Below are 14775 nucleotides of genomic sequence, written 5' to 3' on the forward strand. Positions count from 1 at the left end.
GAACTAAATAAAAAAGATACGCTGCATCAGTTCGCTAGACTGGGATCAATTTATCTCAGTCTCGCTTTGATGCTTTGCGCGATCTTAACACGCCAGCGAATACCAAAATAAATGGCCTTCGCTGGTTTTTTTGTGTGCTTTTTTAGGGCTATCGTGGCACCATATTTATCTTTACAATCATTGCCTTTACAACCATTATTTTTATAACCATCCCAAGGAGTATTCTGTGAAAAAACACGGGCTTACAAAAAAAACACTGGCATCTACTGCCTTACTGACTGCGCTTGCCTTGGGCGGCTGCACCACCATAGGCGGCGTCAATAATGATGCTGGCACTGCCATTGGTACCGCCAATGAGATCAGTATGAATGTGTTTCGCGCAGCCATTGACAACCAATGCCGCAGCCAAATCGAAAAACAAAATGCGTGGCGTATCGCTAGCGTTGCCATGACCGAGACGCAGCAAGAAACCATAAAAAGCAATGTCTGTGGCTGCGTCAGTGAGCAAGCCCCGCAGCAAGTCAGCCTCGTTGAGCTGGGCAACGCGGCCATCGACCCTAGCTATCGCACGCAGCTGGTTACTCGAGTCGTCGCAAAATCACTGCAGAGCTGCTATGCAAGTTTTATGAAATAATCAGACTGTCATGGAATGCGATTTACTCAAGCATACCTCCCGTTAGTCAAAATCCTTTATCATTAATCAAAATCCTTTATCAGTAGATATAACGCCAATAGGCAGGTTAACGATTGCGTCACGCTGTCTATTACGATAGATTATCAGTCAATGGACTTTACTTTTGTATCAGATCAAGGATGAATGATGAAAAGACGTGATTTTATAAAAATGGGCGGTCAAGCGACCGTGGCGGGGACTCTGTTGACGCAGCTGAGCGCCTGCTCATCAGACGATGACGAGCGCCCCGTGGTGGCACTAGACGACGTCGATGATTTGGGTTACCAAGGTGCCCAGCCCTTTGTACATGGCATCGCAAGTGGCGACCCACTACAAGATAGGGTGATACTGTGGACCCGTATCACCAATGACGGCAGTATTGATGCCACCAGCATCCCTGTCGGCTATAAGGTCGCCACAGACCCTGATCTGACCAATATCGTCGCCCAAGGCCGCGCCATTGCTACCGCCGCCTCTGACTTTACTATCAAAGTCGATCCCACCTCCCTTCAGCCTGATACCACGTATTATTATGCTTTTGAAGCCTTGGGCTATCTTTCGCCTACTGGCCGTACCCGTACCATTCCGCCGTCTGATATGGCAGCGAGCGAGATAGAGCGTGTGCGCTTGGCAGTGGTGTCCTGCTCCAACTATGGTTTTGGGTACTTTAATGGCTATGCCCATATCGCCAAACAAGCAGATATCTCTGCCGTGGTGCATTTGGGAGATTATATCTATGAATACAAGGAAGGGTTTTATCGCGATCAGTCACTGATAGAAGAGCGCCCGCTGTTTCCCAAAAACGAGATCATCAGCCTAGACGACTATCGCCAACGCTATGCGTGTTATCGCACGGATATCGACCTACAAGAATGCCATCGCCAGCATCCTTTTATCGCGGTTTGGGACGATCATGAAATCGCTGATAACTCATGGAAAGGGGGTGCACGTTTTCATAACGACAGCAAAGGCAGCTATATAGAGCGCAAAATGGCGGCTGTCCGTGCGTATCATGAGTGGATGCCCATTCGGGACGATAAGAGCAATGCGCTTGACAGCCAGCTACGTATTTATCGGCGTTTTGAGTTTGGTAAATTGTTTGATTTAAACATGCTCGACACGCGCATCTTTGGCCGCGAAAAGCTCGATGCGGCCGCCAGTCAGGAGCCAGAACGCCAGCTATTGGGGCTTGAGCAAGAAAACTGGCTCTATCTAAATATGTCTAAGAGCAAACACCGCGGCGCCACATGGCAGATATTGGGTCAGCAAGTAATCTTGTCACCTTTTAAAGGCGCTTTTGCCAGCAGTTCAGGCGATATCTGGAACGGCTATGCCAGTGCGCGCGATCGTCTATTAGACTATATTGACAATAACGACATCAAAAACACCGTCGTGTTGACGGGGGACTATCACGCCTCTTTTGCCTTCGATGTCGCCAAAAACCCTTTTGATAGTGACAGCTATAACCCAGCAACTGGTGCAGGCGCGCTGGCGGTTGAGTTTGTTTGCCCCGCCCTCACCTCACTTGCCTTTACTGAGCCAAATACAGGCCCCGACGTCAACCCGCACCAAAAGTTTAACAACCAAACCGACCACGGCTATATGCTACTAGACATCACCGAGCAAGCGTTTCAGTGTGAGTGGTACTATACCGATACGCTCACCGTCCGTGATAGTAGCACCCAGTTTGCCAAAGGATTGGTCACACAATCACGCGCCCATCATTTAGTTGATGCAGCCCAATCTCGCCCTATCAGCAATGTGGCTGCCCTAGCCGCGGCGGACAAGGCCGTATCCGTCAAAAAGACGACAACAAACCCTGCAGCGATGAGCGAGGCATAAATCTTTAGCGCCCACTGAACTATTGAACGACAGTGAGTTCAGTATTTCAGTATTTCAGTATTTCAGTATTTCAGTATAAAAACGAAACAGCGAGACTGGGATGAGTTTTACGCAGCATCGAGCGGTGCAGACACAGTACGGCAAAAAGATTTATACCAGTGCCGCGTTGATATAAACAGTAAAAGGGTGCATTAGCTGGCGCACCCTTTTACTGTTTGTGGTTTTTAAGCATCTAGCAACTCTAAACTTATAGCGACTTCCAACTTATCTGCTGCATTCACTGTTCACTGATGACTACTTATCAGTCGCCGCCGAGCTGCTAGGCAAAGCCGCCGCCGTTGACAATACTTTACTGCGGCGAAAATACTTGGACGAGCTATCGATGATTTTATCGACTTCTTTGATCAAATCATGAATCACATCATCATAAACACCGTGATGTAACTCGGTCTCAAATGCGGTAAAAGGATGCTTGCGCGCCGCTGAACTGACCTCTGTCACGCCCTGCTTACTATAAAAAATATCGACGCGGCCATCACTGTTTAGCACGCAATTTAACTGACCGCCTTCGAGTATCATCTCGACGCGCTCAGGCATAAAAATATAATCATCCACATCAATAAGCTTTTTTTCTACTTCTCGCTTAAAAAACGACTTGATATCAAACATATATCCATCCTTTATTCTTAATAGCTTTTACTGGTGCGTGTCCTTATTCTAAAAATGCTGATATTGCCAATACTACTGGCATCAGTGTTATAGGATTCAACCATACAGTCGCACGCCTGCCCCTGCCGTTATACTTATCTTTATGACGAGCGCTCAATACTGGTTTTTATTCATCGGGTGGCTAGAGCGTGCTTGATTTCTTTATCCTATAAGATGCACGGCTGTTTTTTAAGGCGGGATATGTAAAACTGCGTTTGATGTTGGTAAAAGTGGATGGCTTGTTTAGAGGCTTATCACACCCAGCCTTTTTTGCGAAACGACTTTAGCACTTCGATAAATACTGCCATCTCATCAGGCGTACCCAACGTTACGCGGTTGAACCCCGTGACAGGTGGAAAGTCTCGACCGACCTTGATGCCACTGCCTCGCATTCTAGCGATGTAGGTTTTTAAGTCACCTTTTATTTCATGAAAAATAAAATTGGTCTGGGATGGTAAGTAGCGAAGTCCAAGCTCGTCCAATACTGTTTCAATCATCTGGCGCGACTGATTGGTCGTGCGCAAACTGAGATCTAAAAATTCTGCATCATTTAATGTCGCAATGGCGGCGACCGCACCTGATAAGTTGGTGTTATCCATAGACATAAATGCTTCGACAGCTTCAATAGCTTGCGGGTTAGAAATCGCATAGCCCACTCGCATACCAGCCAAGGCACATAACTTTGAGAACGTATGAATCACAATAAGGTTGTCTGATAATCCTTGTTTTACCCACTCAACCCCACTCTCAAAGCTTGGGTCATTCACGTATTCTAAGTAAGCTTGATCTAATAAAAAGTAGTGGTTGTCTGGTGCGTTACCTACCCATGTTTTAAGCTGGTTCGTTGATGTAATGGTTCCAGTTGGATTATTAGGATTACAAACATATAACAAGCTAATACCGCTAAACTCGTCGGCCGCTTTTTTTAGTCTTTGAAGATCTAAATCATAGTTTTCGGCAGTTAATGGTATCTTGACTACAGACGCCCCGATAGAGTTTGCATACATCTCTGCACAATCAAACGTTGGTACAGGGATTACCATCTGAAACTCTCGGCCCTCCGTAAATGCTTTATGTTGCAGCATCTGAATGGTAGCTCGCATATTTTCAGTCGAGCCATTACCCAATGAGATTTGGTTTTCTGCCACGCCATGAATGCTGGCAACTTTACTCATGAGTGCAGCACGTGCATTATCTGGATAACGAAAACCTTCACTTAAAGACTCTGTAACGGCTTTTTTGGCAGAATCCGCCATGCCCAGCGAGTTTTCGTTCGCATTTAACTCTATCATTTTATTATTTTGCATGATGGACGATACGCCTAACTGTCAGTGGATAATAAGATCACATTTAATCATTAATCTCATATTAATCATTGATCTCATATTAAGTGGCATTTGGTATGATTACAAGTTCCCCAAACCCAAAACATAAGTTATTAATTGTATTCGGCAAAAAGCCATATGATTTCAAGTGTTTAGTAGATCATAAAAAAGGTGAGCTACAAATATGCAACTCACCTTTTAAAACTTAAATACAAAGAGATGTGAATGACAATACAAATAATTTATCAGATCAAATGCGCTTTTAACTCTAAGACTTTGTCACGTGTTTTTGCGGCTTCCTCAAACTTGAGATCGCGAGACAGCTGCTGCATCTGCTTCTCTAAACGTTTGATTTCTTTGGCAAGCAAATCAGGGCTACGCAAGATACTGATATCAACATCAGGCAGGTTGCTCTTGACTGGGATCACTTGATTGTCATTGGCATCCACACTCTCACCGGTATCAATCTTATCGGTGATGCTACGGCGCGCACCTTTTGGGGTGATATTATGCTCGATGTTAAAGGCAATCTGCTTTTCGCGGCGACGATCGGTCTCCTCAATCGCCTTTTCCATACTCGGCGTCATACGATCGGCATAAAGAATCGCTTTACCATTTAAGTGGCGCGCGGCGCGGCCGATGGTCTGAATTAAAGATCTCTCAGAGCGCAAAAACCCTTCTTTGTCGGCATCAAATATCGCCACCAATGACACCTCAGGCATATCAAGCCCTTCACGCAAGAGGTTAATACCGACCAGTACATCGTGCACACCCGTACGCAGCTCATGGATAATCTGCATGCGCTCCACCGTATCGATGTCTGAGTGCAGATAGGCGACCTTGACATCATACTCTTGAAGATAGCTGGTCAAGTCCTCCGCCATGCGTTTGGTCAAGGTGGTAATCAGCACACGCTCATCAAGCTCACGGCGTTTGGTAATCTCTGAGAGCACATCATCGACTTGGGTCAATACAGGGCGTATCTCAATCTCAGGGTCAATCAGCCCCGTCGGGCGTACCACTTGCTCGACGACCTGCTCACTACGCTCAAGCTCATATTGTGCTGGCGTGGCGCTGACATAAATGGTCTTGGGCTTGATACGTTCCCACTCTTCAAACTTCATCGGCCGGTTATTCATCGCGCTTGGCAGGCGAAAACCATAGTTCACCAAGTTTTCTTTGCGTGATCTATCGCCTTTATACATCGCTCCAATCTGCGAGACCGTCACATGCGACTCATCGATAAACAGCAGCGCATCCTCTGGCACATAATCAAACAACGTCGGCGGCGCCTCTCCCCATGGCCGACCAGAGAGATGCTGTGAGTAGTTTTCGATACCATTACAGTAACCGAGCTGCTGAATCATTTCTAGATCATACTGGGTACGCTCTTTGAGGCGCTGGGCTTCGACCAGCTTATTGTTGTCACGAAAATACTCAAGACGCGGCTCAAGCTCAGCACGAATGGTCTCGCTGGCGGCCTCAAGGCGATTACGCGGTGTCACATAATGCGACTTTGGATAAATAGTAATACGCGGCACGCTGCGCACGGTTTTGCCTGTCAAAGGATCAAACCATGTGATTTTTTCTACCTCATCATCAAACAGATGAATACGTACTGCAAGCTGCTCAGACTCCGCAGGGTAGATATCCAAAAGCTCACCGCGCAGACGGTAAGTACCACGGCCAAAATCCAGCTCGTTGCGGGTATATTGCATCTCGACCAGACGTTTAATGGTCGCGGTACGATCGATCTTGTCACCGACGACGACGTGCAAGAGCATTTTAAGATAACTCTCAGGATCACCCAGACCGTAGATACAAGAGACGGATGCGACAATGATGGCATCGCGGCGCTCAAGCAGGGCGCGCGTCGCAGATAGACGCATCTGGTCGATATGATCGTTGATGGCGCTATCTTTTTCGATAAAGGTATCACTGGCCGCCACATACGCCTCGGGCTGATAATAGTCATAATAACTGACAAAATACTCAACGGCGTTATTGGGGAAAAACGACTTAAACTCACCATATAACTGGGCGGCAAGGGTTTTGTTGTGCGCCATGATAATGGTCGGGCGCTGGGTTTCGGAGATGACCTTGGCCATGGTATAAGTCTTACCAGAACCCGTTACGCCAAGAAGCAACTGCTCATCCATTCCTTTATTGACACCATTGACCAATTTCTCAATCGCTTGTGGCTGATCGCCTGCAGGCTCAAAGTCGGTCACCATCTCAAAGGCGCGGCTTGATATCTGCGTCCCTGACGCATTGACACCACTGATTTCAGCTTCGCCTTGTAGCTGAGTGGCCAATTGATTTAACTGACGCGACGAGCGCGGTTCGGGCATTCGCATATTGGTTTTCTTCTTCTCAAGGTTTATAACAATATGGGGCCCCATCCGCCGTTTTTAAAGGTTATACAATCGCTGCATATTAGAGCTTTTTGCGTCCAAAAGGCTCTTTTTTAGGGCGTGTCGTTATTTCAAAAATGGTGATAAAAATGAGATAAATTGCGGTCAAACAAGAAAAATAGCGCCGTTAATATCGGGATATTGACTAGCTATTTGACGATGTTTGGCAAAATTTGGCCATTTTTAGCCCATTTAGATAACTATCGAGTGAATTAAAGACACGCCCTAGTCAAATTATGATGAAGTGGCGATATATTTTGCTGCCATTTTCGCGGTATCAGCCACCTTTGTTAAATGTGATTAAATATAAAAATTCACAGAACGCCTGCAAACTTTACAAAGGTTTTCATGATTAACAAACCCATTACATGACCCCTTCATAAAGCCTATGCTTAACGGTTCCAACCGCGTGACAAACTGCTATCATTTATAACGATTCATTCAGCAAGACCACGGATACATCAATAAAAACAAATTAAGTATTACGTTTAAGACGGTCTTAAACCAATAATTTTTCATTTACAATGATAATAATGGAGCAAAATATGAGAGAACGTTATGCAAGTGGTATCAATGATGAGACTGCCAAAAAAATGGTGGATTTGCTAAACGCCAATTTGGCCAACCTGATCGATCTGAGCATGGACAGCAAACAGTGCCACTGGAATCTTCAGGGCACAGGTTTTATCGGTGTGCATCAGTTATTAGATGAGACCTATGAGCGCCTGACAGAAGCTTATGATACGGTAGCTGAGCGCATCGTAATTTTGGGCGGCAAAGCCAATGGCATCTCAAAACGGGTGGTTGAGGATTCGATTTTAGAGACGTACCCCACCGATATCACTGAGGTCGATGAACATGTGCGCGAGCTGACCAAGCGCTACAAGACCATCGCCGCCTCACTGCGCGAGGCAATCGATACCGCGGGTGATGCAGGCGATGAAGACACGGCAGATCTATTGACAGAGGTGAGCCGTATCGTCGACAAAGACGCATGGTTTATCGGTGCCAATGCCCCAAAGAAGTAATACGGGCTTGATCTATAGCGGTCAAATCGATTTATAATCATAATTAATGATAAATAATCATAGAAAAGCCACCTTTATTGGTGGCTTTTTTTGTGAGTACGACTTTGTGGTGATAAATAAGCGATGTTTATTATTAGGGCCAACCTAACCGCACTTTGTCATTTATACACTGGTTAAGATGCTGGCTGATCTCATAAAACATGCTATAAAAGATGCGCTTTCTCTACATCGCTAGGAGGTGTCAGCACGGCTGCATTTGGCACAGATAACGTGAGAATGGCTTCTTGAAACAGGGGGTTGTCTCGAAACTGGTTTTCGATATCTTCAAATTTTTGCGCAATTTTTTCTTCTTTTTGGTTACCTGCGATATCGACTGCAGCGACCATAAATATCTTTTTGGGACCGACCCACTCTAAATGCAGGTACGACACGCTATCGATATCAGGGTGGTTGAGGAGTTCACTGAGCGCATAATCGTGCATGCTATCAGACACTTTATAACCAACCAAAAAGTCGCGATTGCGACTGATCAAAAATATCGCCACAGCGCCCAATAACACGCCCACGATGATGGAGCCAAGCGCATCCCAAAACGGCTGGCCTGTATAAGCATGCATCCCCATCGCTGCCGCTGCGATTACCAAACCGATAACCGCTGCCAAGTCCTCGAAAAACACCCCGCGCAGTGTTGGATTGGAGGTGTCGACCACATAACCAATTGCACTGACATTGATGGCTTTGCCGTGTTTTTTACTTTGCAAATAAGCCTGCACCAACGAAAAACCCTCGAGGACAAAGGCGATGGCCAAGATAACAAAGCCGATGGTATAGTTGGTCTCGCTCTCAGCAGCATTCCATTCGGTGATACCGGTGTAGATAGAGACGATAGAGCCTGCCATAAACACGCCAAAAGCCGCAATCATCGACCAGACATAGGACTCTTTACCATAGCCGAGCGGATGGCTTCTATCGGCAGGTTTGACGGACTTCTTTTCTGCGACTATCAGCAGCGCCCCATTGCCAGCATCCGCCCAAGAGTGCGCAGACTCAGCAATCATAGAGGCAGAGCCAGTCATAAAGGCCGCGACCGTCTTTGCAATGGCGATAATCAGATTTGCCCCAACAGCGATCAAAACCGTAATTAATGAACCCGCAGGCTTTTTATCTGCCGGCTTAGCATGGCGATGTGTCTGGTCGTCAGACTGATTTTTGACAGTGCCTGTGCCGCGAGTACGGCCTCTCGGTGCTAACGCGTCATTCGATGTGGTGTCTTTTGGCTTGATGGTCATGTTAGCCTCGTTATCGCTGACTCATATAAACAGGTTATATAGGTCAGTGATACAAAGATAGTGAGATAAAAATAGGGAAATAAAAAGAAAACAGTCGCCTGCCGTGCAGATTGCTGGGCGTGCTCTAGCTACGCGGCTCACCACCTCGCTCGCCAGTCATCTTATCAATATCGCAGCTGGGGCGGTGTGAGCTCTCCATACGCAGCTTTTTGCGCGCCAAGGCCGCATCGGCACGGCATTGCTGCATCTCGTTTTTGATCTCAAGAGGCGGCGCTGGCGTTGGCTTACCATTGTCATCGATTGCAACCATGGTAAAGTAGCAGCTATTGGTATGGCGTACCGTACGCGCACGCACATCTTCGGCCTCAACGCGAATCCCCACCTCCATTGAAGTCGTACCCACATAATTGACACTAGCAGCAAACGTCACCAGCTCTCCGACATAGATAGGCTCCCGAAACATCACTTGATCGACCGATAGCGTCACCACATAGTTGCCGCTATAACGGCTGGCACAGGCATAAGCGACCTGATCGAGCATCTTAAGCAAATCGCCACCATGGACATTGCCGATAAAATTTGCCATATCAGGCGTCATCAGCACCGACATATACAATTCGTGGTTTAAAGGGGCTTTTTTGGCGGTGGAGCTGGTGTTGAACTGCGGCATAATGTTCCTTAAAGGGTTGTACACGTATTTATGTTTTTAGCTTGCTTATCATTTATACAGCAGCTCGCTATATATCACAAACGCCCCTGTGTCATCAGATGGTCTACATTGTGTAAATAAAATATAAATAATAGCCCATCGGTAAATATAGATAATTCAATATAAATAGAAAACGACACAGTGTGTCTGGGATGAATTTTATGCAGCATCACCATAATTTTTGTTACCAGCCCCATGCGACAGCGAAATATCAGCGTGCTACAATATTCAGTCTATAGTTGAGCCTCTTTACAGTTGAGCTACTTTACAATAGGCACTACACCGACAAAGGCCGCGCAAACCACCTATCAGTAGCACGTGGCCTATATAGTCATTGCCCGTTTTATTTAGGGCTAACTATATACCGACATCATGCCCTGATGACGATAAAAACGTTATATAATTAACATCAGCTACCCCCAACCACCCTTCACTATAAAAAGGATCCCTCATGAGCGAGTTGCAACTGTCTGACCGCGTCAATAGCATCAAACCATCACCAACGCTAGCGATTACCAATAAAGCCAAAGAGCTAAAAGCCTCTGGTAAAGACATCATCGGCCTAGGTGCTGGCGAACCTGACTTTGATACGCCAGAGCACATCAAAAAGGCAGCCATTGATGCAATCAATAACGGTTTTACCAAGTACACCGCTGTCGATGGTACGCCAGAGCTCAAAAAAGCCATCATTGATAAGTTCAAACGTGATAACGACATCAGCTATGAGCCAAATGAAATCCTAGTATCGGTCGGTGGTAAGCAGTCTTTCTTTAACCTTGCCCAAGCCTTTATCAATCCAGGCGACGAAGTCATCATCCCAGCGCCTTACTGGGTCAGCTATCCTGACATGGTCATCATCGCAGGCGGTAAACCCGTCATCGTCGAATGCCCAGCAGCACAAGACTTCAAAATCACCGCCGAGCAGTTAGAAGCCGCCATCACGGACAAAACCAAACTGCTAGTGCTAAACAGCCCATCGAACCCAACAGGTATGATCTATACGTTGGATGAGCTAAAAGCCATTGCGGAAGTATTGAAAAAGCACCCACAAGTCTATGTGGCCTCAGATGATATGTATGAGCACATTCGCTGGACAGGTGATAAATTCTACAATATCTTAAACGCCGCACCTGAGCTAAAAGAGCGCGCCATCATCCTAAACGGCGTATCAAAAGCCTATGCCATGACAGGTTGGCGCATCGGCTACGCTGGTGGCCCTGCCAAACTCATCGGCGCGATGAAAAAAGTACAGTCGCAGTCCACTTCATGCCCAACCTCTATCAGCCAAGTGGCCGCCGAAGCCGCCATCAGTGGTGACCAAAGCGTACTGGCACCGATGGTAGAAGCCTTTGAGAAGCGTTGTGATTTGGTCGTTGATGGTCTAAATGCCATTAAAGGCATCACGTGCCTGCGTCCTGATGGCGCATTTTACGTCTATCCTCAAATCAAGCCATTAATCAAAGCCGCTGGCCTGTCTTCATGTACAGAGTTTTCCGCATGGCTGCTGGATAAAGTTGGCGTAGCGGTCGTCCCTGGTGATGCCTTTGGTCTGGGCGGCTATATGCGCATCTCTTATGCCACTGACGAAGCGACGCTAAAAGATGCGCTATCACGTATCGAAAAAGCTGTGGCTGACTTGGACGTCGCTGAATAAGCAAAAAGGCTTTTAAGCTAAATAGCTTGATTGTTAAAAACTATAAAAAAGACGCCCCATATTTGTTATGTGGGCGTTTTTTTATGCCGGCTTTTGATAAAACAGCTATTTTTTCTCATTGAAATGACATTCTTTGCAATTTATGCAAAAAAAGGCTTGACGTATTTTTTATCTTTGCTAGAATACGCCCCACTTAGCAAGAACTCGTTAGAGACTTTCTAAGTCTTGTTGTCACGTATCATGTACGTACAGCCTATTCTCCAATAGCTCAGTTGGTAGAGCAACGGACTGTTAATCCGTGTGTCCCTGGTTCGAGCCCAGGTTGGAGAGCCACATTTTAGTTGTAAAAATTTGAATTATTTTTAATTCAATTATGGTATTTGCCAAAACCCTCATCACTTTGATGAGGGTTTTTTTATGGTCGTCTGTTTTTTATGCAGTTTGGCTTTGTCAGCAGTCTGGTTTCTTTTAGCTCGGCGCTTGTAGCATGGAATTTAAGGAGTATAACGCCTCGGTGGTGGAGCGGTTAAGATTAGCAAATAAAGATAAGATAGGCAGACAAAGAAAAGCCCCGAACCTAGGGTATATTATTGATAACGCTTAGTAACTTCTCATACTCTATAATAACCCTCAAAGCCATTGTAAATAAAGGATTAAGCCAGTATCATACAACCTATGATAACGTCTAGGAACTTATCTAAACACTCTATTACTGGGCACCATATTGGGCACCAACTATCACGGTGCCCACTGGAAGGAGTACGAAATGTCTAAGCAGTCCAATAATCTACCATCTATTAAAGACGAGTCCACAGACCATCAGCAAGTACGCTTGCAACCTATTGAATATGATAAGCAAATAAAAGCTAAGCCTTTGATGAGTGCAGACTACGAAATCAACATAGCTGGTTGCGATGGTTTGCTATTGAGAATTAGACCCAGTGGCAAAAGAGAATTTAGGCACCGCTACACTCACCCCATCATAAGAACCAAAAGAACGCGCTTATCTATAGGTGACTATCCAGCCGTCAGTTTGAAGCGTGCTAAAGAACTATATTACGATAATTTATCTCTATTGGCTGATGGTATCGACCCAAAAGAACACCGCGAGCAGCAACAAAGAAACCTTGAAAACAGCTATAACAATACCTTTAAAAAAGTTGCTGAACAGTGGTTAGAGCGTAGATTAGCGGTAGGCAAAAAGCCTAGCGTATCTACATTAAAAACCTACAATCGAATGTTGAAATATATCAATGCTAAGTTGGCTGATGTACCTATCGACCAATTAAAGATGACTATGTTATTAACGTTCTGCCAAGACTTGCAAGAGGAACGCGGTATAGAAGTAGGACAAGATGCAAAGACGGTGCTGAACTATGTCTTTGACCATGCTGTCAATCGTGGACTGGTAGAGCTGAACCCAGTAAGAGCATTCCCTAGTAGAAGTTTAGAGGCATCAGCTAATAAGCCCAAGCCAGCAATCACTACTCCTAGTGAGTTCGGTCAACTGCTTAGAGATATTGACCAAATGACCCCTAGGCAGCCCTCAACAATCACAGCCTTAAAACTATTAGCATTAACCTATGCTCGCGTAGGTGATATATGCGCTATGAAATGGGCTGATATAGACTTCAACGCTAAACAATGGATTTTTGAGCCATTGAAGGGCAAAGGGCGTAAGGACATGGTAGATGAATTGGTCATACCACTGGCACCGCAAGCCATTGCCATATTGCAAGAACAGCATAAACAAACAGGCAATCATGAATTTGTATTTCATAGTCCAAAAAATAAGAAAGGAATATTGCCTACTGGCAGGATTAATTACGCGCTCAACCACTATGGTAATAATGGCAAGACCTATCTAGACGTACATACGCCACATGGTTTTCGTGCCAGCGCCAAGACTATGCAAATGGAGCGCCTCGGTTATGACGAACTCATTACTGAAATGCAGCTAGGGCATAAGATGATTAACAAGTACGGCAGAGCATATAGCCGTTTTAAGTTTATCGAAGTAAGAACCAAGATGATGAATGAATGGGCGGACTATATCGACAAGATGCGAGCCAATAAGATAGACAATGTTATTTATGCAAACTTCAAACATGCAGAACAAAAGCAGGGCTAATACCCTACTATAACAACTATGCAAGGCTAGGACTAATTACCCGAACGCCAGCCATTTTCACACGCCTAGGCTGGCATGCCTTGCACCTATTTTTTAAAGGTGTGTGGGTTAAGGCGTGTGATTATGAGCTACTATAATTTAGAGCAAACTCTAGAAGTATTCCAAAAAAACCTACCTGAAACGCTTTTACCTTTTGGCTTGCCACAGCTCGCAGACTTATGCAGGCGTGGAGAAGTAACGCCAGTGTTGCCTTATGCTAGATATGTCAGTGAAGGGTTTCTAGATGAAAATGGGCAGCTTGTATCTACTAAAAAGGACACGAGACCTTTTAACGGCTATCTTACCCTACCCGATTTAACCGATTTACTTTTTCAGCTTACAGAAACGCTTGTTATAAGTAACGCTTATATATATGAGGAAATCGGGACAAAAGATAAGGGCGCATTGGTTACTTTAGAAAAAGGGGGCTATGACCACAACGACTACTACCATGAGCGTGATTATCGCGATGGTTTAAGCAGTGGTGATACTCACTACATAGGTATCAGTAATTTATTATTCCCAATCGAACAGGTAAAAGTATATATATCATCAAAAAGTAGTGATGTGCTAGACGAGCCAGCCACCATAGGTACGTTTGGCACGCCAGCACTAATCCAATGCGAACCTAAGACCGATAAAGAGCGCGTAATTGAGCTTGAAAAGGAACTTGCAGAAGTTAAAGCAGAACTAAAAGAATATAAAGACGTACCGACCGATGATAAGGAGTTAGCGCCTAACTCACAAACTAAAGTAGCTTGTATGCTTTACGCTATTCTAAAAACGCATGACTACGATTTATCGCCGCCAATGGGCAAGGGTCTAGCTAATGATTTAATCGTTAATGCCTCACAAGTACAAGGCACACCAGTGACAAAGAACTTTGTAGCAGAGTGGCTTAAAAGAGCCAATCGAGCAAAAATTAATTGCAGCAAGAAGTAGGGTCATATCAAAGTTTAAGGG

11 protein-coding genes and 1 tRNA gene are annotated in these 14775 nt (G+C 45.3%); 7 read left to right on the top strand and 5 right to left on the bottom strand.

Annotation, left to right across the window (positions count from 1 at the left end; all coding sequences use genetic code 11):
- Positions 1 to 226 precede the first annotated feature (226 nt).
- Positions 227 to 634 carry a hypothetical protein gene (locus AADH33_RS09000; protein ID WP_348548684.1) on the top strand — a complete coding sequence of 136 codons (408 nt, stop codon included), beginning with the start codon at positions 227 to 229 and terminating at the stop codon, positions 632 to 634.
- A 183-nt stretch (positions 635 to 817) separates the two neighbouring features.
- Positions 818 to 2515 carry an alkaline phosphatase D family protein gene (locus tag AADH33_RS09005; protein WP_348548685.1) on the top strand — a complete coding sequence of 566 codons (1698 nt, stop codon included), beginning with the start codon at positions 818 to 820 and terminating at the stop codon, positions 2513 to 2515.
- 294 nt (positions 2516 to 2809) lie between these two features.
- Here AADH33_RS09005 and AADH33_RS09010 read toward each other — a convergent pair whose 3' ends face one another.
- From AADH33_RS09010 to uvrB, 3 genes are all read right to left on the bottom strand, one after another.
- Positions 2810 to 3184 (bottom strand): hypothetical protein, encoded by a 375-nt coding sequence (locus AADH33_RS09010; RefSeq protein ID WP_348548686.1) that lies wholly within the window; start codon positions 3182 to 3184, stop codon positions 2810 to 2812.
- A gap of 293 nt (positions 3185 to 3477) precedes the next feature.
- Positions 3478 to 4530: a pyridoxal phosphate-dependent aminotransferase gene (locus tag AADH33_RS09015; RefSeq protein WP_348548687.1), complete on the bottom strand. Its 1053-nt coding sequence runs from the start codon at positions 4528 to 4530 to the stop codon at positions 3478 to 3480.
- Positions 4531 to 4793: 263 nt separating this feature from the next.
- On the bottom strand, positions 4794 to 6905 hold the full coding sequence (uvrB, locus tag AADH33_RS09020; RefSeq protein WP_348548688.1) for an excinuclease ABC subunit UvrB: 2112 nt from the start codon (positions 6903 to 6905) through the stop codon (positions 4794 to 4796).
- A 602-nt stretch (positions 6906 to 7507) separates the two neighbouring features.
- Between uvrB and dps the strand changes: the two genes are divergently transcribed.
- Entirely contained in the window at positions 7508 to 7990 is a 483-nt protein-coding gene (dps, locus tag AADH33_RS09025; protein WP_348548689.1) for a DNA starvation/stationary phase protection protein Dps, read from the top strand.
- A 203-nt stretch (positions 7991 to 8193) separates the two neighbouring features.
- On the opposite strand, the gene AADH33_RS09030 is transcribed toward dps, so the two are convergent.
- On the bottom strand, positions 8194 to 9279 hold the full coding sequence (locus AADH33_RS09030) for a cation diffusion facilitator family transporter (protein WP_348548690.1): 1086 nt from the start codon (positions 9277 to 9279) through the stop codon (positions 8194 to 8196).
- A 124-nt stretch (positions 9280 to 9403) separates the two neighbouring features.
- Complete coding sequence (locus AADH33_RS09035) at positions 9404 to 9949, bottom strand: acyl-CoA thioesterase (RefSeq protein WP_075101554.1); 546 nt, start codon at positions 9947 to 9949, stop codon at positions 9404 to 9406.
- Between the two features lie 490 nt (positions 9950 to 10439).
- Between AADH33_RS09035 and AADH33_RS09040 the strand changes: the two genes are divergently transcribed.
- The 4 genes from AADH33_RS09040 (at position 10440) to AADH33_RS09055 (ending at position 14754) form a co-directional block, all read left to right on the top strand.
- Positions 10440 to 11642, top strand: coding sequence for a pyridoxal phosphate-dependent aminotransferase (locus AADH33_RS09040; protein ID WP_348548691.1), 1203 nt, complete (start codon positions 10440 to 10442; stop codon positions 11640 to 11642).
- A 257-nt stretch (positions 11643 to 11899) separates the two neighbouring features.
- Positions 11900 to 11975, top strand: a tRNA-Asn gene (locus tag AADH33_RS09045).
- A 433-nt stretch (positions 11976 to 12408) separates the two neighbouring features.
- A complete protein-coding gene (locus AADH33_RS09050; protein ID WP_348548692.1) occupies positions 12409 to 13773 on the top strand; it encodes a tyrosine-type recombinase/integrase in 1365 nt (454 codons plus the stop codon).
- Between the two features lie 123 nt (positions 13774 to 13896).
- Positions 13897 to 14754, top strand: coding sequence for a hypothetical protein (locus AADH33_RS09055; protein ID WP_348548693.1), 858 nt, complete (start codon positions 13897 to 13899; stop codon positions 14752 to 14754).
- Positions 14755 to 14775: the final 21 nt, after the last annotated feature.

The sequence above is a fragment of the Psychrobacter sp. KFRI-CH2-11 genome, assembly GCF_038239325.1.
GTDB classification, from domain to species: domain Bacteria; phylum Pseudomonadota; class Gammaproteobacteria; order Pseudomonadales; family Moraxellaceae; genus Psychrobacter; species Psychrobacter celer.